Genomic DNA, 21,361 nt, shown 5'->3' with positions numbered 1-21,361 from the left:
TAATTTTTACGATGAGGGCGTAACCCCTTTTTTTAACAATATATTCCCGTATTTCGCACGTTCACCTGTAATTACGATCGCAAAGGCTTTTTGTGATCGTTCATAAAAAGCGAAACGGTCAATACGCGTGATTTCCGGGCAGGGTGTTTGCAGCGACAGCGCATCGCGATAACGTTGCTCGACTTCTGGATCAAGAACATCGCCGTCTACCGCCGCCATCATCACCAGCGGCGGTGCGTAGCTATCCAGTTCAAATAACGGGATAATCGCCCGTAGCAAGTCGCTCACCAGCAGGCCGTCGGCGCGAATGACTTGTGGTCCCATAGAATGGGCAGGAAAGTGGGCGTCGGAAAAAATAATCTCATCACCATGCCCCATTTCTGCCAACACCTTTAACAAGTCGGGAGAAATTAACGGCGAAATCGTTTTCAACATTTCATGCTTCCTTTATCAATTCGGCTTCCGTTTGTGGATAGAAGTAGCGGTACTGATACTGGATCTGCGCGCGTGCCTCTTCCGGGCTGCTAAATTCTCCGACACCGTACCAGCCGAACAGGGCTGCACCTATGACGGTCGTTTCAGCGTCATCGAGCACTTTTAGCGGAATATTTAGTACCGTGGCTTTAATCTGGTTCCACAACGTGTTACGACTTCCGCCGCCTACCAGCAGCAATTCAGTGGCTTTGAAGTGGCCAATCTTTTCCAGCATCTCCAGATTACGCAGTAACTGTGCTGTTAATCCTTCCAGTGCTGCGCGATACAAATGCCCACGCGTCGTATTGAGAGTGACGCCTTGCCAGCCGGCGTTCTGGCTCGATAACAAATCACACCGCATGCTCACACCATCCGCTCCCGGTGGAATAAGGCGCGCTTCCTCAATTAGCATTTGCCAGGGAGTATCTGTATTCCAGAGCAGCTTTCTGACCCATTCCAGCACTCCCGAAGCCAGCCACTGCATGCCCGGATTGTACAGGCCAGCCCGGCTATCGAGTTCACAGGTAGAACCGACATACTGACTAAGCAGTGACGTATCAACCTGTGCGCTACGGACCATCAAAATTTCCCAGGTGCCGGAGGAAAGCACGGGTTCGTCTTGCCCGGCACCGGCGCCAAAAAGTGCAAACTGGGTATCGTGGCCTGCGGAGATCACAGGGATACCTGTTGGTAAACCAAGTTGTGTTGCGGCGCTGTTTTGTAGTGTGCCAATTTGTTCACCCGCTTCAACCAGGCGCGGGAAGAGATGATGTGGAATGCCGGTAGCGTGTAAGATTTGTGGACTGAAATGACGCTGTTGAATATCCAGCAACTGACTGGTTCCGGCCATGGTGATATCAGTGGTAAATGCTCCCGTTAAACGCTGATTTATCAGGGACGAAATAAATAACCAGGCATGCGCTTGCTGCAATAGCTGTGGATGGTTTTCTTTTAACCATACGAGTTTGTATAACGTGTTGAAACTGAAAGCGCCGACGCCAGAAATGGTCTGTAACTGTTGCGCAGAAATGAATCGTCCAATGTTTTCCATTACCGCCGCAGTGCGCGGACATTTCCAGCTAATGATCGGATAGAGCAAATTTCCTTGCCTGTCGACCAGCGCACCATCCACGCCAAAGGTGGTTACGGTTATCCCGCGAATCTGGTAAGTATCCAGTTCACTGCTGATTTGCTGACAACAATCAGCAAAACGCTGCAAAATGGCATCTATAGACCACTGGTGCCAGACACTGTTTTCCGTTGCTAAATCGCTGGCATTAGGTGTTGAGGCGCGGGCAACAATTCTTCCCTGCCGATCAACTGCGATCGCCCTGACATTGGTCGCCCCGCAGTCGAGCACCAGGATAACGTCTTGTTTCATAGTCGCTCCTGCTTGGATAAACCCGGTAGACGTTACGCCACCGGGCGCCAGCAATTAACGTTTATATAGCGGGCCGTAGTTCTGGCAAGCGCGATAATCCTGCCCTTCAATATCCATACCGTGTGCGGCCCAGGCTGAAGGGCGATACACTTTGGTTTCTTCGACGTTATGCATGCAAACGGGAATACGTAGCATTGAGGCGAGGGTGATAAAGTCCGCGCCAACATGACCGACAGTTAACACGCCATGATTAGCCCCCCAGTTAGCCATCACCGAGTAGACGTCGCTAAATGGTCCTTTGCCGGTGAGGCGCGGTGCAAACCACGTGGTCGGCCAGGTGGAATCAGTACGTTTATTGAGAATTTCGTGCACTTCCTGCGGCAACTCAACGCTCCAGCCTTCAGCAATTTGTAGTACTGGCCCAAGCCCTTTGATGATGTTGACGCGGGTCATGGTGAACGGAACGCCGCCTTCGGTAAGGAAACGCGACGAATAGCCGCCGCCACGGAAATACTCATGGATTGCCGGGCACCATTCAGTGGCGGCCAGGCAAGCATCTGCCTCTTGCTGGGTGATTTCCCAGTGCGGCTTCATGGTCGGTTTACCTTCACTGTCACGCTGATTACAGGAGCCATCCAGTGCAGCGGAGCCCGAGTTAATCAAGTGGATGATGCCATGTTCCGCCAGACCACTCAGTTTTTGGCCTGTGACGCGTTCTACTGCTTCCGGTGACCAGTAGGTGCGAACATCGGCGAAAACCTGGGCGCTACCGGTAAGCTGATGACCCATTAACATTGCCACGCCGTTCAGGCTGTCGTTTTCTGTCGCGACGACATACGGCTGACGCACGCCATGCCAGTCAAAAGAGCTGTTAAGAATTGCTTCTGCGGTGTCGCCATTTGGGTATTGATCGGTCCAGTGACGTTGGCCCTGGAAGCCAGCGGCAATGGCGTTATAGCCAAGTGATTCTTCAACACGACCAATATCAGCCAGTTTGCTGTTGCCCTGCATCATGTCGCGAATACACATCGCCATCAGCAGGCTTTCGCGTAAAATCTGGCGGTTTTGCTCATCATTACGCTGATATTGTTTGGCATTTTTGTCTTCGCCAAAGCGAAAGTTTTTATCGGCCCAGGCCAGCGCCAGTTCCAGTTCTGCTTCATCATAAATTTTCTGATCGATGCGGCGACGCAGTTCGGTCATATCCACCGCCTGGACTTTCATTCCTAGCCAGGATTCAAAGAAGTTATGATCAACAATGGATCCGGCGATACCCATTGAAATGCCGCCCAGCGACAGGTAGCTTTTGCCCTTCATACTGGCAACCGCCAGGCCTGCGCGGGCAAAGCGCAGCAGTTTTTCTTCAACGTCGTCAGGAATCAAGGTATCTCCGGCATCCTGTACGTCATGACCGTAAATAGAAAACGCGGGCAGACCTTTCTGACTATGGGCAGCCAGTGCGGCAGCCAGATAAACGGCGCCAGGACGTTCAGTACCGTTAAATCCCCAAATGGCTTTCGGGCGCGTTGGATCCATGTCAATGGTTTCGCTACCGTAGCACCAGCAAGGCGTTACGGTAATAGTGAGCCCCACATTCTGGCGGCTGAATTTTTCTTCGCAGGCAGCAGATTCGGCCATACCGGCGATGCAGGTATCTGAAATCACGCATTCAACGGGAGTGCCGCAGGCATGGCGCAGTTTCTCGGTCAGTAGTGCGGCCGTGGCTTTCGCCATATTCATCGTTTGTTCTTCAAGCGACTCACGCACGCCCATGCGACGACCGTCGATAACCGGACGGATGCCAACTTTCGGTAACGTGTTAATTTTCATCAGGATTCCTCATTTCGCTTTATTGGCGCTCTGCTAAGGCGGAGAAAGGAAACCACCGAAGCAGTAGTATTGATCATTAATTGCTAACTCGAGTTAGCTTAGGTGTGTAGGCTTTTTATACACAACTTTTTTGTTGTTGAAATGTGAGTGGGTTCACGAGAAGTGGTTAAAATTCGATCTCTGTCAAATTGTTATTTACCAGGATAAAAAACAATATTTTTAATAATCATGTGGTTATTACATTTTAATGGTTATGCATCACAGTTTTACCTCAAATGATTTGGCTAATTTGTAGACCTAAAATAGCCTTTAAAAGGTGGACGCTAACTCGAGTTAGCAAATGCGGAAAATAAATTGATGCGATAAATATCTATTCAAACGTTATTCGTATCACAGTGGAGATGGCTTTAGTAGCGACGTTTATGCCGTACTTCACATTTTCAGTTTCTGATTATTGAGGAAAGCTGCAATGTCCGAAACATTTTTGCAAATGAAGCATATCACCAAACGCTTTCCTGGAGTGTTGGCGCTTAATGACGTGCAATTTACCCTACGTCGGGGCGAGGTTCATGCATTATTGGGGGAAAATGGTGCAGGAAAATCTACCTTAATGAAAATTTTGTCGGGGGTTTATCAACCTGACGAAGGTGAAATGATTTTTGAAGACCAACCTGTTTCATTCTTGGATCCATTAAGTGCACAGCGCGTTGGTATTACAATTATTCATCAGGAGTTCAACTTATTTCCAGAACTCACGGTAGAAGAAAATATTTTTATTGGTAGAGAGTTTTGTAAAAAGAATCGCTGGCGGCTGGACGAAAAACAGCAACGTCAGGCGACGATTGAGATTTTGCAAAAATTAAATCTGGCAATCTCACCAGATACTCTGGTTGCCGATCTTACGGTTGCCCAGCAGCAAATGGTGGAAATAGCTAAAGCTATTTCTGTTAACGCGAAGATATTAATTATGGATGAACCCACCGCGGCGTTAACAGAAACTGAAATTGAAAGCTTATTTCGCGTTACCCGATTATTGAAAGAGCAGGGCACTGGAATAGTTTATATTTCTCACCGCCTTGAAGAACTGGCGCTTATTGCCGATCGTGCGACCGTAATGCGTGATGGCCAGTACATCAGCACTGTGGATTATGAATGCGTAAATATCAGCGATTTGATTGCCATGATGGTCGGTCGCGATTTAGGGAATATTTACCCTCGCCGCGAGGCGTTGCAGCAGAAGATTCCAGTACTGGAGGCGAATGGACTGACGCGCAAAGGCGTACTTAACGATATTAATTTCACGCTTTATTGTGGCGAGATCCTCGGCTTTGCCGGACTCATGGGCGCTGGCCGTACTGAGCTTGCGCGCGCGATTTTTGGTGCGGACGCCATTGACAGCGGAACGCTAAAATTGAACGGTAAGGAAACTGTTATTAAGGATATTTCGGATGCTATTCAGCAAGGGATCAGTTACCTGACGGAAGACCGCAAAAAAGAAGGTCTGGCACTTAACTTGTCTGTGGAACGGAATATTATGTTGGGAAATTATCCTGAATATTCCGATCGTTTTGGTAATGTCGATTCGCGTCGTTGCCAACAAACCAGTGAGCAACAGGTAAAAGCGTTAAGGTTTAAAACACCACATCTTGAACAGGCAGCATTAAATCTAAGTGGAGGAAATCAGCAGAAAATTATTATTGCGCGCTGGGTCTGTAAAGATACTGATATTTTAATTTTCGATGAGCCTACTCGCGGCATTGATGTTGGCGCCAAGCTGGAAATTTATGAGTTAATGAATCGCCTCGTGGCTAAGGGGAAATCAATTATCATGATCTCCTCTGAATTACCGGAAGTGTTAGGGATGTGCGACCGTATTTTAGTGATGCGCAGTGGTCGAATTACTGGTGAACTTAGCGCGAATGAAGCCACACAAGAAAAAATTATGCAATACGCGACGTTAGAGGATTAAAATATGACTATCTCTGTAACCTCTTCAGACAGCAATAATAAGAAAATAAAAATTAATAAAGAACTCTTGATGCGCCTGGCACCACTTTTCAGCCTGATTATTCTTGTCCTGTTTTTTAGCTTTAGCTCGCCATTTTTCTTTAATACCGAAAATATCATGACGATTGCTCTGCAAACGTCGGTAATCGGCATCATGGCTATTGGCGTAACTTTCGTCATTATTACTGCCGGAATCGACCTTTCACTGGGGTCGGTGGTGGCGTTCTCTGGTGTCGCCGTGGGTATTTGCGCCACGCTGGGTCTACCGCTGCCTGTTTGTATTATTGCCGGTGTTTTAGCAGGTGGATTATGCGGCTATGTGAATGGTTTGTTGGTCACAAAAATGACCATTCCACCGTTTATCGCCACGTTGGGTCTGATGATGTCCGTCAGGGGCATCAATATGGTGATGACCGACGGGCGCGCAATCTATTTTGCCGATTACCCGACGTTCAAAACGCTCGCCCAGGGGCGTTTGTTTGATGTACTTCCTTATCCCGTCTTCTACCTCGTGATAGTAGCGCTTGTTGCTGCGTACATTTTGAAGAAAACCGTTATCGGTCGCTACGTCTATGCCGTTGGCAGTAATGAAGTTGCCGCCCATCTTTCCGGTATTAAAGTTCAGCGCGTGAAAATTTTCGTCTATGCCTTCTGTGGCTTATTAACGGGGATTGCTGGCGTCATCCTCGCATCTCGCCTGAACTCCGGGCAGCCAACGGTAGGTGTGGGTTATGAGCTGGAAGCGATTGCGGCGGTGGTGATTGGCGGAACCAGCTTAATGGGCGGTATTGGCACTATTGGCGGCACCATCATTGGCGCTTTCATTATGAGTGTCCTGAAAAATGGCCTCAATTTAATGGGCGTCTCCCAGTTCTGGCAAATGGTTGCGATGGGAGTCGTTGTCGTGGCAGCCGTTTATCTCGATACCCTACGTAAAAAGATTCGTTGACTAAGGCTCCCTGTTTTATCGGGAAATAACTGCCCTGACGTTAAGGGTGACTCACTCAAAACGGAGTACAACAATGAAAACCAGGAATTTTGTCTATGCGTTATCTCTGCTGGCTTGCATGACTACCAGCGCACAGGCAAAGGATTTTAATCTTCCGGTCGTCAGTAAAGGTTTCCAGCATGAATTTTGGCAAACCGTAAAAATGGGTACTGAAGCTGCCGCCAAAGAAATGGGGGATAAAACCAGCTATGTCGGTCCGGCGGATGAAACGCAAATTGCCGAGCAGATTCAATTAGTTGAAAACGCAATGGCGCAAAAGCCGAATGGCTTATTACTGGCAGCCCTCGACGAGAACGCGCTCGCTCCACTGGTAGAAACGGCAAATTCTCGTGGGATTAAAGTAGTGACCTTTGATTCCGGCGTTAATTCGGACATCCCGGTGAGTTTTGTCGCGACCAATAACCGTAAAGCCGGTGCTCAGGCCGCCGATGCCTTAGCCGCTCAGGTGAATAATAAAGGGAAAGTGGGAATTATCGCACATGTCGCAGGAACCTCTTCCGCCATCGAACGCTCTGAAGGTTTTATAGAGCGGATGAAAGAAAAATACCCGGACATCAACGTATTACCTGTTCAATACAGCGATGGTGATCCACAAAAAGCGATGGATAAAACTATTGACCTGGTTCAGGCAAACCCCGATCTTGCGGGTATCTATGCTACCAATGAAGGTGCAACGCTCGGAGTCGCGAATGCCATTGATAGCCAGAATCTGAAAGGTAAGGTGAAGGCGATTGGTTTCGATAGTACGGAAGCGATTATTAACTTCCTGAAAAATGGCGTCATTCAGGGCTTTGTTGTTCAGGATGCATACCAGATTGGCTATCAGGGGATTAAAACTTTAAATGCTGCGCTTTCAGGGCAAAGCGTTGAAAAAGAGATCGATATCCCGGTGAAGTATGTGAATGCTGAAAACATTAACACACCTGAAATTGACAAACTGCTGCACCCGTTCGGTAAGAAATAAAATGTTGGGGGTGAGCTTTCACCCCCGTGAGCTCCAGCGTCAGGGAGGCTTTATGCATAACGGTTATTTTCTCGGTGTCGATGTCGGATCGGCCAGTGTCAGGGCTGGTGTTTACAGTGACAGCGGCCGCAGGCTGGCATTCGCTACTGCACCCGTCTCCCAGTTTCGTCCTGGCGGCGAGCGTGTCGAGCAGTCTTCGGCTGAGATTTGGCAACAGGTCTGTAAAGCGGTGAAAGAGGCGATAACACTGGCGGAAATTCCGACGACGGCGATTCGTTCACTTGGTTTTGATGCCACCTGTTCACTGGTCGTTCTGGATGCACAAGGTAAAGGTCTGGCCGTATCCCCCGGGGAACCTGCGGAACACGACATCATTATGTGGATGGATCATCGTGCAACTGTCGAGACGGCGCAGATTAACGCGACGAAGGACTCTGCACTGCGTTACGTTGGTGGTGAAGTGAGCGTAGAGATGGAGTTACCAAAGCTACGTTGGTTAAAAACACATTTACCGCAAACCTGGCAGGCCGCTCATCGCTTTTTCGACCTTGCGGATTTTCTGGTCTGGAAGGCGACAGGGCGAGACGTAGCGGGATTGTGCACGCTAACGTGTAAATGGAATTATCTGGCTCATGAGCAACGTTTTAGCCATAGCTTGCTGGAGTCTACAGGCATGCTGGATTTACTCGACAAAATTCCTTCTGACATTCTTCCCCCTGGCACATCGGTAGGGACATTGAGTGCTAATGCTGCGGATGAACTAGGGTTAACGACGGATGTCGTGGTGGCGAGCGGTCTGATTGATGCCCATGCCGGTGGTGTGGCGTTGGCAGGCGCGCAGCCATCAGGAACGCTGGCATTGATAAGCGGAACGTCGAATTGCCACATGCTGTGCAGTGAAAAAAAGATATTCACACCTGGCGTCTGGGGACCATACTGGTCGGCCATGCTACCTGGTTACTGGCTAACTGAAGGTGGGCAAAGCGCTGCCGGTGCGCTGGTGGAGTGGACGCTTCAGGAGTCCGGGGCAAGTGCGGATCTCTTTAACAAGGCGCAGCAACGCGGGTGTCATCCGATTCAACTGATTAATGAATGGGTAGCCGCACTCGAAGAGAACGAATCTGAACCCACGAGAAATCTACATGTGCTTGCCGATCATCACGGTAATCGTTCGCCACGAGCAAAACCTGATGCCAGAGGAAGTGTCTATGGCTTAACGCTGGAGCGTGGTGAAAATCAGCTCGCGCGACTCTATCTTGCGACCTTGCAGGCGATAGCCTTTGGCACCAGACATATTATTGAAACCCTGAGGGAAAATGGCCATAACATTACCCGATTAACCTTATGTGGCGGTGCAACACACAATCCATTGTGGCTACGCGAATATGCAGACGTGACAGGCTGCGATATCCACCTGATACAAGAAGAAGATGCAGTTACGTTGGGCGCAGCAATTAGCGGTGCTGTGGCCTGCGGAGCATGGGGGGATTTTTCATCTGCGTGCAAAGCAATGGTTGAAGCCGGAGAGGTTATTCGGGCAAACCCACAACGCCGTGAATTTTTAGAGCGTAAATACCAGGTTTACCTGACGCTTTGGGAGCAACAACAGGCGGTTAACCAACTGATGCAATAAGACAAAAGTTAAAAATACTTTTATGATTGTGATTTGACGTCTGGATGTTAATTGGGAAATACCTATGGCTAAAACAGTAGAGCAGATAGCCAGTGACCTGAAGTTATCGGTTACGACCGTGCGACTGGTGCTAAATGGAAAAGCGGAACAATATCGAATCAGCGTCAAAACCCAAACGCGTATCAATGAATATGTTGACCGCTATGGCTATACCATTAATTATTCTGCCCGCAGCCTTAAACTTAACAAAACAGATACATTGGGCTTGATTGTTCCCAACATATCCAATGTCTTTTTTGCAACGCTGGCTGAAAAGCTCGAACAACGCTGTCGACGTTCGGGATATCAACTCACTATTAGCTGTACCTATGATGATGTTGACTATGAAAATAAATTAACAAAAGCTTTTATTGCGCGAAATGTCGATGGCCTGTTTATTGTTCCTTCGACACTGGAAAATCAACAACATCATTTACGTAAAATTCGTAAGCCGATGGTGTTACTCGACCGTGATTTTAAATATACCGATAACGCACTGGTAGAGAGTGACAATATATCTGGCGGCGAAAGATTGACACAAAATATTTTAGACGCAGGGCAGACACCAGTATGGTTTTTGCTTGGAGATGCCGGTTTGCCGAGTATTAGCGATCGTCTGACAGGTTATTTGAATGCGTTGGCAAAAAAAGGGATTACCCATCGCGATTGGGTGCGGGAAGGCCCGGTAAATACTCCTGAAGGCGGCTATGTCATTATGGAAAAACTCATTGAAGAGCAGGGATGTCCGCAGGCATTTATCGCCTCTTCTTTACCTGTGCTTGAGGGAGCCGTTCGTGCGATTCGCGATCGCTTTGGCGCTGTACCACCAGAAATCAATATAGGTACGTTCGATGAACATCCTATGTTGGGATTTCTCGCTAATAATGTCTGGTCAATGCAGCAGGATGAAAATGCGTGGGCTGAAAAAGCATTCGAAATGATGTTAAGCGCCCTTGAAGAAAGACCGGTGAAAAAAACGGTTAAAGTAGAAATGAAGTTAATTAAACGTAGAAGAAAAAAATAATCATCGCGGAAAAACAATCAGCCATTGGATAAAAATATTCAATGGTTACTCTCATAACCCGTCTTCATTTGCGGTGCGGTCTTACGCAATAAGACGAGCTGAACCTGTATCTGGAGAATAGAGATGGAAAGAACTCGTTTATCCCGTGAAATAATTGAAACTTGTCTGGAAATGACGCGTCTCGGGTTAAATCAGGGTACCGCTGGAAATGTGAGTACGCGTTTTGAAAATGGCATGTTAATTACGCCAAGCGGTATTCCTTATGAAAGAATGACGGAAAATATGATTGTCTATGTTGATAGCAACGGCAAATACGAAGAGGGCAAAATTCCGTCCAGCGAATGGCGTTTCCATATGGCGGCCTATCAAAGCAGACCGGATGCCAACGCGGTTGTCCATAACCATGCCATCCACTGCACGGCTGTTTCCATACTCAACCGACCTATCCCCGCTATCCACTACATGATTGCGGCCGCTGGCGGTAACTCTATTCCTTGCGCGCCTTATGCGACCTTTGGGACTCGCGAACTTTCCGAACATGTTGCGCTGGCTCTCAAAAACCGTAAAGCAATTTTGTTACAACATCATGGGCTTATCGCTTGTGAGGTTAATCTGGAGAAAGCGTTATGGTTGGCGCAAGAAGTTGAAGTGCTGGCACAGCTTTATCTGAGTACTCTGGCGATTAAAGACCCTGTACCGGTACTGAGCGATGAAGAGATTGCCGTGGTGCTGGAAAAATTCAAAACCTATGGATTACGGATTGAAGAGTAATTTCGTAAAGCAACAAGGAGAAGGACGATGGCTAACAGAATGATTCTGAACGAAACGGCATGGTTTGGGCGCGGTGCGATTGGTGCTCTTACTGATGAGGTAAAACGCCGTGGTTACAACAAGGCGCTGATCGTGACTGATAAAACGCTGATGCAATGCGGCGTGGTCGCGAAAGTGACCGATAAGATGGACGCCGCAGGGCTGGCGTGGGCGATTTACGACGGTGTAGTTCCGAATCCGACAATCAGCGTAGTAAAAGAAGGGCTTGGCGTATTTGAGAACAGTGGTGCGGATTATCTAATCGCCATCGGCGGTGGTTCCCCGCAGGATACCTGTAAAGCAATTGGTATCATCAGCAATAACCCTGAGTTTTCCGATGTACGCAGCCTGGAAGGGCTTTCACCGACCAACAAACCCAGCGTGCCGATTCTGGCAATCCCCACCACGGCAGGCACTGCGGCGGAAGTGACCATTAACTACGTGATCACTGATGAAGAAAAGCGTCGTAAGTTTGTTTGCGTTGATCCGCATGATATTCCGCAGGTGGCGTTTATTGATGCTGACATGATGGACGGCATGCCTCTGGCGCTGAAAGCCGCGACGGGTGTCGATGCGCTGACTCATGCTATCGAAGGATATATTACCCGTGGCGCATGGGCGCTGACCGATGCGTTGCACATTAAAGCCATTGAAATTATTGCCGGTGCGCTGCGTGGTTCGGTTGCTGGTGATAAGGATGCCGGAGAAGAGATGGCGCTCGGGCAGTATGTTGCGGGTATGGGCTTCTCGAACGTTGGACTGGGGCTGGTGCACGGTATGGCGCATCCGCTGGGCGCGTTTTACAACACCCCTCACGGTGTCGCTAACGCCATTTTGTTACCGCATATTATGCGTTATAACGCCGAATTTACTGGCGAGAAGTACCGCGATATTGCGCGTGTAATGGGCGTAAAAGTGGAAGGTTTGAGCCTGGAGGACGCACGTAATGCCGCTGTTGAAGCGGTGTTTGCTCTCAACCGTGATGTCGGTATTCCGCCACATTTGCGTGATGTTGGTGTACGCAAGGAAGACATTCCGGCACTGGCGCAGGCGGCACTGGACGATGTTTGTACCGGTGGCAACCCGCGTGAAGCAACGCTTGAGGATATTGTAGAGCTTTACCATACCGCCTGGTAATTGCGCTGATGTGATAATGCCGGATGCGACGTTTGTGCCGCATCCGGCACGGTTTTACCGTACCAACCGTAATTGCTGTAAATTGCCGTCGATATGCAAATCAGTCTGTAAGCGGGCGATATCACGGCAAAGGAACGCCATCTCTTTATGGACTTCTAATTTCTTGCGCCACTTTTCGGCAACCGCGTCCAGATTTTCATAGATCCCTTCCAGACTCTGAAACTCGACCAGCAGCTGCGTGGCGCTTTTGGGCCCAATCCCCGCAACGCCTGGCACCTTTGAACTACTGATCCCCGCCAGCCCCCAGTAATCGGGCAATTGCTGCGGTTGAACGCCAAATTCTTTATCGATAAATGGCGCATCCAGCCAGCGTTTCTGGAAGTAATCACGAATACGCAATGTAGGTGAAAGTAGCTGACAGTAGCCTTTATCTGTCGAAACAATGGTTGCCTGATGCCCTGCCTGGGTCACTTTGACCGCCAGTGTGGCGGCTAAGTCATCGGCTTCGTTGCCGCTGGCTGACCAGCACGGGACGCCGCGTTGCTCAAATGCTGCGCGTAATGCAGGCATTTCGTTGTACAACTCTTCCGGCATTGGCGGGCGACCCGCTTTGTAATCTGGCAGGCGCTGATGACGCCAGCCGCTACTGCGATTTTCATCATCAAAAACGGCGACGGCGTGGGTCGGCTGGCTGTGCATAATAAGTTGATCAAGGGCGTGCTGGCAGGTTTCGACACAGGGTGAACCCTGCACGGCATGAATGCGACGAATAAGATTCAGTGCATCGACGATAAGCAAATGAACAGCCACGATATTCCCCCTTAAAGATCAGGCGATAAGGGTAACATTCGATACCGGAAGAGGCTACGACTGGATGAGAAAACAGGAAGAGGGCTCGCAAAACGAGGTCTGATATTGACGACAACGCCAAATTGCCTGATGCGCTACGCTTATCATGCCTACAAAAGAATCGCAATCTATTGAATTAGCGCTGTTTTGTAGGTCTGATAAGGCGTTTACGCCGCAACCGACATAAACAACAGGTACATTTTCAACAATGTGAGGCCTCGCAAAACGAGGCCTCAGAAGAGAGATTAATCGCAGGCAACGATCTTCATCGCCAGGCCGCCGCGAGAGGTTTCGCGGTACTTGGCGTTCATGTCTTTACCTGTTTCGTACATGGTTTCGATAACTTTATCGAGGCAGACGCGCGGTTCGCTGGTACGGCGAAGCGCCATACGCGCGGCGTTCACCGCTTTCACTGCCGCAATGGCGTTACGCTCGATGCACGGTACCTGAACCTGTCCAGCAACCGGGTCACAAGTCAGACCGAGGTTATGTTCCATGGCGATTTCCGCCGCGATGCACACCTGCGCCGGGCTTGCGCCTAACAATTCAGCCAGACCAGCCGCCGCCATTGAGCACGCCACGCCAACTTCACCCTGGCAACCTACTTCGGCACCAGAAATCGACGCGTTCATCTTATAAAGAGAACCAATGGCGCTTGCCACCAGCAGATAGCGAGCCAGTGAGTTAGCGTTCACTTCGCGGATAAACTTGTCGTAGTACGCCAGCACTGCCGGGATAATCCCGCACGCACCGTTAGTCGGCGCAGTCACCACACGACCACCTGCCGCGTTCTCTTCGTTCACTGCCAGTGCGAACATGTTGATCCAGTCAACAACCGCCATCGGGTCAGTGGTGGTTTTATCCTGGCTGACCAGCATTCGGCGCAGCGCCGCCGCACGACGTGGAACACGCAGTTTGCCCGGCAGCACACCTTCGGTGGTGATACCGCGTTCAATACCGCCGCGCATCACGTCCCAGACGTTGGCCAGATGCTGCTCCAGTTCTTCTTTGCTGTGCAGCGCCAGTTCGTTTTTCATCATCAGGCCAGAGAGTGACAGCCCGGTTTCCTGACAATGTTTTTGCAGATCCGCAGCGGTTTTGTACGGATACGGAACTTCAACCGGTGCGCTATCCTGCTGGCCAAAATGCTCTTCATCAACGATAAAACCACCGCCGATGGAGTAATAAGTCTGGCTGTAAACGACTTTATCGCCAGCCAGTGCGGTAATACGCATGCCGTTCTCATGCAGAGAAAGGTTATCGGCATGGAAGTTCATGCATTCATCAACCGGGAACTCGACTTCGTGCTGACCGTTTGCCAGCATCAGGCGACCGTGAGTATTTACATCCTGAATAAAACCAGGGATGGAGTCGATATCCACGGTATCCGGCAGATTTCCCGCCAGGCCCATAATAATGGCGATATCAGTGTGGTGCCCTTTGCCGGTCAGAGAGAGCGAACCATAGACGTCAACCACCACGCGGGTTACGTCTTTAAGCAGGTTACGGGCAATCAGATCGTCGGTAAATTGTTTACCCGCTTTCATTGGTCCAACGGTATGAGAACTGGAAGGGCCAATGCCGATTTTGAAAATATCGAATACGCTAATCATAGGAAATACATCGCGTTAAAACGGAGGAAGCGCCGCCCGAAAGCGGCGCGAAAGAACTTAGCTGAACAGAGAGTAGAAGATTGCGGAGATTGCAATCAGACCCATCACGACAACGAATACGTTGCTGATGTGACCGCTGTACTTACGCATTGCCGGTACTTTCTGAATTGCGTACATCGGCATCAGGAACAGGATCATCGCGATGATTGGGCCGCCCAGGGTTTCAATCATACCCAGGATGCTCGGGTTCAGGGTGGCAACAATCCAGGTCGTTACCAGCATGAACAGCGCGGTGATACGGTTCAGCTTGTTGATTTCGATAGACTTACCTTTACCACGCAGTGATTTGATCACCATACCGTTGAAGCCTTCACGTGCGCCCAGGTAGTGGCCCAGGAAGGATTTGGTGATAGCGATAATCGCGATAATCGGAGCCATCCACGCGATGATCGGCGCGTTAAAGTGGTTAGCCAGGTAAGACAGAATCGAGATGTTCTGCTCTTTAGCCGCAGCCAGGTCTGCCGGAGTCAGGCTCAGTACGCAGCTGAATACGAAGAACATTACGGTCAGCACCATCATGATGTGTGCGAATGCCAGGATCTTCGAGCATTTCTGTTCTGCCATATCGCCGTACTCTTCACGCTTCGCAACGGCGAAAGAAGAGATGATCGGAGAGTGGTTGAACGAGAACACCATTACCGGAATCGCCAGCCACAGGGTCATCCACAGACCGTTTCCGGTTGCAGATGCAGTGTCCAGAGACAGAGTTTCCAGTGCTGCGCCGTTCCACTGCGGGATCAGGTACAGAGCCAGAAGCATCAGTACGCCAACAAACGGGAATACCAGAATACTCATCGCTTTAACGATCATCTGCTCACCGAAGCGAACGATGGTCATCATACCCACGATCAGGATCAGCGACAGAATCGCACGCGGCGGCGGCGTCATACCCAGCTGGTGAGACATGAAGCTTTCAACCGTGTTGGTGATTGCCACGCTGTAAACCAGCAGAATCGGGTAGATAGCAAAGAAGTAGAGCAGGGTAATCAGCTTACCTGCGCCAATACCAAAGTGTTCTTCTACAACTTCGGTGATGTCTTCGCCTGGGTTTTTACCAGACAGCACGAAGCGAGTCAGGCCACGGTGCGCAAAATACGTCATCGGGAACGCAAGAATAGCCATGATGATCAGCGGGATCATACCGCCAACACCGGCGTTGATTGGCAGGAACAGCACACCCGCGCCGATCGCCGTGCCGTAAAGGCCCAGCATCCACATAGTGTCTGTCTTGCGCCAGGCACTGCGAGAGTCTTTCGACGCAATCGTGCTGGTTTGAGTCGTTTCCATCTATTTCTCCTGGAGGAATGCAAATAATTCAGCTTTTAGCCAGTTCAGCCCGGGAAGGTGCCTGGCCGTAAAAATGAAATCTGTCTATCGGCGATGGCTTAATCATTTTCCGCCGTAATAATTTGAGGGCGGAAAGATACACACAAGTTATGTATCTATCAGTGATCTTGATCTCAAATACAATAATCTACTTGGAAGATAGATAATCCCAACGCTTTACTCTGTAAATCAAAAGTAAAAGAGAATTTAAGGGCAATATTTGGCAGATTAACGACATCTGGCCTCTTCCGGGGCGCGCAATATATGTAGGTTGAACTGCAAAAATCAATACTTTTAGTTAATGATTGCAGGATTTTCTTTTTTGCAGAGATAAAATGCGGTCTTCAAATCAAGGTAAACGTTTGCGTTATAGCATAAATTGTATGACATATTACAGGTGGTGATATTAATTACCTGATGACGCGCTGAAACATTCAGATAACAAATGAAATAGATTGATTAGTGAGCGACTAAAAAAGAGAAAAACCCGGCAACGAATGTTACCGGGGGAAGGGAGATTAGGTGCAGATTTCGTAGCAAGGGATGTAAGCAGAGCCAGGCAACTTCATACGATGTTGGGCAACAAACCCCTGAAGCAGGTCGTCCATACGGCGCATGATCTCTTTATCACCGTTGATTTTATATGGCCCAAACTCTTCAATGGCGCGAATGCCGACTTCTTTTACGTTACCGGCTACAATGCCTGAAAACGCACGACGCAGGTCGGCGGCCAGCACTTCAACTGGCTGATCCGGATAAAGCTTCAGATTCGCCATATTCTCGTGAGACGGCTCAAACGGCATTTGCAAATCTGGCGCAATACGCATTGACCAGTTAAAGCTGTAGGCATCGCCCGTATCGCGACGGTTTTCTTTCACCTGCGGCATCGCTTTTTTCATCTGACGGGCTACTTCTGCAGCGTCATCAATGATGATGCGATAATGGCGGCGCGCGTTTTCTCCTAACGTATGCACGACAAACTCGTCCAGTACGCGGAAGTAATCAGCACTCTCTTTCGGGCCGGTGAGGATCAATGGCAAGACCTGATCTTTGTTGGCTGGATTCATTAAAATTCCCAGCAAATACAGCAACTCTTCCGCTGTACCCACACCGCCAGGGAAGATAATGATGCCGTGGGCGATACGGACAAACGCTTCCAGACGTTTTTCGATATCCGGCATGATGATCAGTTCGTTAACCAGCGGGTTAGGCGGTTCAGCGGCGATAATCGATGGTTCAGTCATACCAATAAAACGGCTGTCTTTGTAACGCTGTTGGGCGTGTCCAACTGCCGCGCCTTTCATCGGCGCTTCCATCGCACCTGGACCACAGCCAGTGCAGATATTTAACTCACGCAGCCCCAACTGATTACCAACGCGACGGGCATATAAATACTCGTTTTCGTTGATCGAGTGACCGCCCCAGCACACCACCATATTTGGCGCTTCGCCCACATGCAGCGCGCGAGCATTGCGCAAGATAGAAAAGACCAGGTTGGTAATGTGAACAGAGTTGTCGAGATTCAGGTTTGGAAAACGAACGGTGTTATGGATTTGCCCATAGACGAAGAGAATGTCGCGCAGGACAGCGAACAAGTTGGCCTGCAAGGCGCGAATTATACGCCCATCGACAAAAGCTTCTTCCGGGGGGTTGATCAGTTCTAACTTAACGCCGCGTTCACGGCGTAGCACGTTAATGTCGAAATTCTCAAAACGGGACAACAATTCTTTGCTGTTATCGGTGAGGCTACCGGAGTTCAGAACAGCGAGTGAACAGTTGCGAAATAGTTGATAGAGGTCGCTGCTGGCGGTGCGTTTAAGCATGTCCACTTCCAGCTGCGACAACATATCCATGGAGCCAAGCGGGCTAATATGTGTAATCAAGAAAAACTCCTTATGGGACGTTTATCGTCATTCCCTTTGATTACAATAGCCCTGCCTGATGACCTTTCACAACCTTATGCGTGAATCCAGCACGCAAAATTGAGAAAAATTTTATTGCCGTGCCAGACGGGTTGTTGATGGGACAAAATCACCGTTACTGCGCCACGGGTTAATGTCCAGACCGCCACGACGGGTATAACGTGCGTAAACGCTTAATTTCTCTGGCTGGCAGAAGCGTAACAGGTCATTAAAAATGCGTTCTACGCACTGTTCATGGAACTCGTTATGATGACGGAAAGAAACCAGATAACGCAGCAGTTTTTCCCTGTCAATCTTGCGTCCACGATACTGAATTTGGATAGATCCCCAGTCTGGCTGATGAGTAATCAGGCAGTTTGATTTCAGCAGGTGGCTAACGAGAGTTTCTTCCACCACTTTCTCGCCGCTGGTGGCATTCTCAAGATAGTCAGTGGTGAATTCATAGTTATCGATAGCGATATCCTGGTCATCAATGCAGGTGCCATTGAAATGCCCCACCGGCTGACCTTCCAGTTCATCAAGACGATATAACGCCACGCTAACGTTACCCTGGGCGCAGGTGCTTAAGTCGCGCTCCAGCGTCTGGCGCACTTCCTCCCAGTTGTTAAAGCGAGTCTGGTTAAAGCTGTTGAGATAGAGCTTAAAACTCTTCGACTCAATGAGATTTACGCTGGTGTAATCAAGTTCAACATGACCCACGGCAACCTGCGGCAAACCTTTCGCATTCAGCCAGGAAAGTTCATACAGCGTCCAGATATCCGTACCGTGAAAAGGCAGATTATCTGCTTTCAGGCCCAGCGGATCACGATTCAAACTACGTGGAACACCTTGTAGCAGGCTGGCGTCATAGGTATCCCGGTAATCGGTTGATTTTCCAAGAGTCAGGCCCGCAAGTGCCTGATGGTTTGCATAAGAAGACATGTTTCACCGTCATAAACCAGATAAACTAAACGACAAGTGTATCCGGTTTAAGTGAAGAGAGAAATTAGTGGACGAATTGACCGCACAAGCCTTGAAAGATTTTACCATGCGTTACTGCGATGCCTGGCACGAACAGCACAATAGTTGGCCGTTAAGCGAGGAGTTGTATGGTGTTCCTTCACCATGCATTATTTCAACCACTAATGATGCTGTGTTCTGGCAACCGCAGCCGTTTAGCGGTGAGCAAAATGTAAACGCGGTTGAACGTGCGTTTGACATTGTGATACAACCCGCAATTCATGCCTTCTATACGACCCAGTTTGCCGGGGATATGTATGCGCAGTTTGGCGATATCAAACTGACATTACTGCAAACCTGGAGCGAAGATGACTTCCACCGGGTGCAGGAAAACCTGATTGGACATCTGGTTACCCAGAAACGTCTAAAACTGTCCCCCACGTTATTTATCGCCACACTGGAAGAAGAGTTGGAAGTGATTTCGGTGTGTAATCTCTCTGGCGAAGTATGCAAAGAGACGCTGGGTACGCGGAATCGTACGCAATTAGCCTCAAATCTTGCGGAATTCCTTACGCAGCTTAAGCCTCTTCTGTAATCCAAATACCCCGTCTGGCTGTGAGAGATCTCTTACAGACCCTGTAAGAGATCGCCAGGAAGTAAGTGAATACTTAAAAAGATAAGAATCGATATTTCTATTTTAAATCAATGTATTGACGGCAGATTCTTAACTTTTATATGAAATTTTCCTTAAGGCATTGTCTGTAAGCGCCTTGTAAGACTCAGCGAAAAAGACGATTCTATCTTCGTCGACAGGGAGTCAGACAACGAAGTGAACATCAGGATGATGACACTTCTAAAGGACACGCCAGGATGGTGTTTCAGGGAAAGGCTTCTGGATGAAGCGAAGAGGAAAACGCGGGATGCGTTAAAGGACACCTCCAGGATGGAGAATGAGAACCGGTCAGGATGATTCGGTGGGTCAGGATGGCCAGGGACACTTCAGGATGAAGTATCACATCGGGGTGGTGTGAGCAGGAAGCATTAGTTCAGGATGAACGATTGGTCGCAAGGCCACAGGAAAAGTTGTCAAGGATGAGCAGGGAGCAACAAAAGTAGCTGGAATGCTGCGAAACGAACCGGGAGCACTGTGAATACAGTGCTCCCTTTTTTTATTCCTGCTATCCTTCGCGGCAGTTTTTTCTTCTTGAGGTTGCTTTATGACCACTCATGACCGCGTTCGTCTTCAGTTGCAGGCGCTTGAAACATTACTGCGTGAACATCAGCACTGGCGGAGCGATGAACCGCAGCCGCATCAATTCAACAGTACCCAACCTTTCTTTATGGACACCATGGAGCCACTGGAGTGGTTGCAATGGGTACTGATTCCGCGAATGCTCGATCTCTTAGATAATAATCAGCCATTGCCGGGGGCTTTTGCCGTGGCGCCGTATTATGAAATGGCGCTGGCGACGGACCATCCCCAGCGCGCGCTTATTCTGGCGGAGCTGGAAAAACTGGATGCGCTTTTTGCGGATGATACAAACTGATGCTGGAAATACTCTACCTGGATGAATGGCTGGTTGCGGTTAACAAACCGTCTGGCTGGCTGGTCCACCGAAGCTGGCTGGATCGCGACGAGAAAGTGGTGGTCATGCAAACCGTGCGTGACCAGATTGGTCAGCACGTTTTTACCGCACATCGTCTGGACCGACCGACTTCCGGTGTATTGCTGATGGGATTATCCAGCGAGGCCGGGCGGCTGTTAGCGCAACAGTTTGAACAGCACCAAATACAGAAACGCTACCATGCGATTGTGCGCGGCTGGCTGATGGAAGAGGCGGAACTGGATTATCCGCTGGTGGAGGAACTGGATAAAATTGCTGATAAATTCGCCCGCGAAGATAAAGGCCCGCAGCCGGCGGTAACGCATTATCGCGGACTGGCGAGCGTAGAAATGCCCGTCGCGACCGGGCGTTACCCGACGACACGCTACGGTCTGGTGGAGCTGGAGCCGAAAACCGGACGAAAACACCAGCTTCGTCGCCACCTCGCCCATTTGCGCCATCCGATTATTGGCGACAGCAAACATGGTGATTTACGCCAGAATCGCAGCGCGGCTGAACATTTTGGCCTCCGGCGGTTAATGTTGCACGCCAGCAAGTTGTCATTGACGCATCCTTTTACTGGCGAGCCGCTGACTATTCACGCCGGTTTGGACGACACCTGGATGCAGGCATTATCACAATTTGGCTGGCGCGGTCAGCTTCCTGAAAATGAAAGGGTTGAGTTCAGCGCGCCATCGGGTCAGGATGGTGAGATAAGTTCCTAATCCAGGGAGAAAACG

18 protein-coding genes are annotated in these 21,361 nt (G+C 49.4%); 10 read left to right on the top strand and 8 right to left on the bottom strand.

Annotation, left to right across the window (positions count from 1 at the left end):
- Positions 1-6: 6 nt before the first annotated feature.
- From fucU to fucI, 3 genes are read right to left on the bottom strand one after another with little or no spacing between them, the layout of a single operon-like run.
- Complete coding sequence (gene fucU, locus A9180_RS09475; RefSeq protein WP_064528261.1) at positions 7-435, bottom strand: L-fucose mutarotase; 429 nt, start codon at positions 433-435, stop codon at positions 7-9.
- Position 436: 1 nt separating this feature from the next.
- On the bottom strand, positions 437-1,855 hold the full coding sequence (gene fucK / locus A9180_RS09470) for an L-fuculokinase (protein WP_064528259.1): 1,419 nt from the start codon (positions 1,853-1,855) through the stop codon (positions 437-439).
- Positions 1,856-1,909: 54 nt separating this feature from the next.
- Positions 1,910-3,685, bottom strand: coding sequence for an L-fucose isomerase (fucI, locus tag A9180_RS09465; RefSeq protein ID WP_064528256.1), 1,776 nt, complete (start codon positions 3,683-3,685; stop codon positions 1,910-1,912).
- 469 nt (positions 3,686-4,154) lie between these two features.
- Between fucI and A9180_RS09460 the strand changes: the two genes are divergently transcribed.
- The 7 genes from A9180_RS09460 (at position 4,155) to fucO (ending at position 12,308) form a co-directional block, all read left to right on the top strand.
- Complete coding sequence (locus tag A9180_RS09460) at positions 4,155-5,654, top strand: sugar ABC transporter ATP-binding protein (RefSeq protein WP_064528253.1); 1,500 nt, start codon at positions 4,155-4,157, stop codon at positions 5,652-5,654.
- 3 nt (positions 5,655-5,657) lie between these two features.
- Positions 5,658-6,641, top strand: a complete 984-nt coding sequence (locus tag A9180_RS09455; protein WP_064528251.1) for an ABC transporter permease — start codon at positions 5,658-5,660, stop codon at positions 6,639-6,641.
- 73 nt (positions 6,642-6,714) lie between these two features.
- On the top strand, positions 6,715-7,665 hold the full coding sequence (locus tag A9180_RS09450; protein ID WP_064528248.1) for an ABC transporter substrate-binding protein: 951 nt from the start codon (positions 6,715-6,717) through the stop codon (positions 7,663-7,665).
- Positions 7,666-7,717: 52 nt separating this feature from the next.
- Positions 7,718-9,298, top strand: a complete 1,581-nt coding sequence (locus A9180_RS09445) for an FGGY-family carbohydrate kinase (RefSeq protein WP_064528245.1) — start codon at positions 7,718-7,720, stop codon at positions 9,296-9,298.
- Between the two features lie 64 nt (positions 9,299-9,362).
- Entirely contained in the window at positions 9,363-10,361 is a 999-nt protein-coding gene (locus tag A9180_RS09440; protein ID WP_064528243.1) for a LacI family DNA-binding transcriptional regulator, read from the top strand.
- A 123-nt stretch (positions 10,362-10,484) separates the two neighbouring features.
- Positions 10,485-11,132, top strand: coding sequence for an L-fuculose-phosphate aldolase (fucA, locus tag A9180_RS09435; protein ID WP_064528241.1), 648 nt, complete (start codon positions 10,485-10,487; stop codon positions 11,130-11,132).
- Positions 11,133-11,159: 27 nt separating this feature from the next.
- Positions 11,160-12,308: a lactaldehyde reductase gene (gene fucO, locus A9180_RS09430; RefSeq protein WP_064528238.1), complete on the top strand. Its 1,149-nt coding sequence runs from the start codon at positions 11,160-11,162 to the stop codon at positions 12,306-12,308.
- Between the two features lie 54 nt (positions 12,309-12,362).
- Here fucO and xni read toward each other — a convergent pair whose 3' ends face one another.
- From xni to queF, 5 genes are all read right to left on the bottom strand, one after another.
- Positions 12,363-13,118, bottom strand: a complete 756-nt coding sequence (gene xni, locus A9180_RS09425; protein ID WP_064528235.1) for a flap endonuclease Xni — start codon at positions 13,116-13,118, stop codon at positions 12,363-12,365.
- Between the two features lie 284 nt (positions 13,119-13,402).
- A complete protein-coding gene (gene sdaB / locus A9180_RS09420) occupies positions 13,403-14,770 on the bottom strand; it encodes an L-serine ammonia-lyase II (RefSeq protein WP_064528231.1) in 1,368 nt (455 codons plus the stop codon).
- A gap of 57 nt (positions 14,771-14,827) precedes the next feature.
- Positions 14,828-16,117: an HAAAP family serine/threonine permease SdaC gene (gene sdaC / locus A9180_RS09415; protein WP_064528228.1), complete on the bottom strand. Its 1,290-nt coding sequence runs from the start codon at positions 16,115-16,117 to the stop codon at positions 14,828-14,830.
- A 557-nt stretch (positions 16,118-16,674) separates the two neighbouring features.
- Positions 16,675-18,039, bottom strand: coding sequence for a nucleotide 5'-monophosphate nucleosidase PpnN (gene ppnN / locus A9180_RS09410; RefSeq protein WP_064528225.1), 1,365 nt, complete (start codon positions 18,037-18,039; stop codon positions 16,675-16,677).
- Between the two features lie 111 nt (positions 18,040-18,150).
- Positions 18,151-18,999 (bottom strand): NADPH-dependent 7-cyano-7-deazaguanine reductase QueF, encoded by an 849-nt coding sequence (queF, locus tag A9180_RS09405; RefSeq protein WP_064528222.1) that lies wholly within the window; start codon positions 18,997-18,999, stop codon positions 18,151-18,153.
- Positions 19,000-19,066: 67 nt separating this feature from the next.
- Between queF and syd the strand changes: the two genes are divergently transcribed.
- The 3 genes from syd (at position 19,067) to truC (ending at position 21,346) form a co-directional block, all read left to right on the top strand.
- A complete protein-coding gene (syd, locus tag A9180_RS09400; protein ID WP_064528218.1) occupies positions 19,067-19,612 on the top strand; it encodes a SecY-interacting protein in 546 nt (181 codons plus the stop codon).
- Positions 19,613-20,234: 622 nt separating this feature from the next.
- Positions 20,235-20,564, top strand: coding sequence for a YqcC family protein (locus A9180_RS09390; RefSeq protein ID WP_064528212.1), 330 nt, complete (start codon positions 20,235-20,237; stop codon positions 20,562-20,564).
- Complete coding sequence (truC, locus tag A9180_RS09385; RefSeq protein WP_064528208.1) at positions 20,564-21,346, top strand: tRNA pseudouridine(65) synthase TruC; 783 nt, start codon at positions 20,564-20,566, stop codon at positions 21,344-21,346. Before A9180_RS09390 ends, truC begins: the two co-directional genes overlap by 1 nt.
- The last annotated feature ends 15 nt before the right edge of the window (positions 21,347-21,361 follow it).

Origin of the sequence: Escherichia sp. B1147, assembly GCF_001660175.1 — a bacterium.
Taxonomy (GTDB): domain Bacteria; phylum Pseudomonadota; class Gammaproteobacteria; order Enterobacterales; family Enterobacteriaceae; genus Escherichia; species Escherichia whittamii.
This window is presented reverse-complemented; position numbering and strand designations above follow the sequence as displayed.

What these genes read in the sequence shown, in the direction of transcription:
- A9180_RS09450 (WP_064528248.1), top strand. Translation starts at nt 6,715, where the DNA reads ATGAAAACCAGGAATTTTGTCTATGCGTTATCTCTGCTGGCTTGCATG.
- A9180_RS09390 (WP_064528212.1), top strand. Translation starts at nt 20,235, where the DNA reads ATGACCACTCATGACCGCGTTCGTCTTCAGTTGCAGGCGCTTGAAACA.
- A9180_RS09455 (WP_064528251.1), top strand. Translation starts at nt 5,658, where the DNA reads ATGACTATCTCTGTAACCTCTTCAGACAGCAATAATAAGAAAATAAAA.
- fucK (WP_064528259.1), bottom strand. Translation starts at nt 1,855, where the DNA reads ATGAAACAAGACGTTATCCTGGTGCTCGACTGCGGGGCGACCAATGTC.
- A9180_RS09460 (WP_064528253.1), top strand. Translation starts at nt 4,155, where the DNA reads ATGTCCGAAACATTTTTGCAAATGAAGCATATCACCAAACGCTTTCCT.
- fucI (WP_064528256.1), bottom strand. Translation starts at nt 3,685, where the DNA reads ATGAAAATTAACACGTTACCGAAAGTTGGCATCCGTCCGGTTATCGAC.
- A9180_RS09440 (WP_064528243.1), top strand. Translation starts at nt 9,363, where the DNA reads ATGGCTAAAACAGTAGAGCAGATAGCCAGTGACCTGAAGTTATCGGTT.
- sdaC (WP_064528228.1), bottom strand. Translation starts at nt 16,117, where the DNA reads ATGGAAACGACTCAAACCAGCACGATTGCGTCGAAAGACTCTCGCAGT.
- fucU (WP_064528261.1), bottom strand. Translation starts at nt 435, where the DNA reads ATGTTGAAAACGATTTCGCCGTTAATTTCTCCCGACTTGTTAAAGGTG.
- fucO (WP_064528238.1), top strand. Translation starts at nt 11,160, where the DNA reads ATGGCTAACAGAATGATTCTGAACGAAACGGCATGGTTTGGGCGCGGT.
- fucA (WP_064528241.1), top strand. Translation starts at nt 10,485, where the DNA reads ATGGAAAGAACTCGTTTATCCCGTGAAATAATTGAAACTTGTCTGGAA.
- queF (WP_064528222.1), bottom strand. Translation starts at nt 18,999, where the DNA reads ATGTCTTCTTATGCAAACCATCAGGCACTTGCGGGCCTGACTCTTGGA.
- A9180_RS09445 (WP_064528245.1), top strand. Translation starts at nt 7,718, where the DNA reads ATGCATAACGGTTATTTTCTCGGTGTCGATGTCGGATCGGCCAGTGTC.
- sdaB (WP_064528231.1), bottom strand. Translation starts at nt 14,770, where the DNA reads ATGATTAGCGTATTCGATATTTTCAAAATCGGCATTGGCCCTTCCAGT.
- truC (WP_064528208.1), top strand. Translation starts at nt 20,564, where the DNA reads ATGCTGGAAATACTCTACCTGGATGAATGGCTGGTTGCGGTTAACAAA.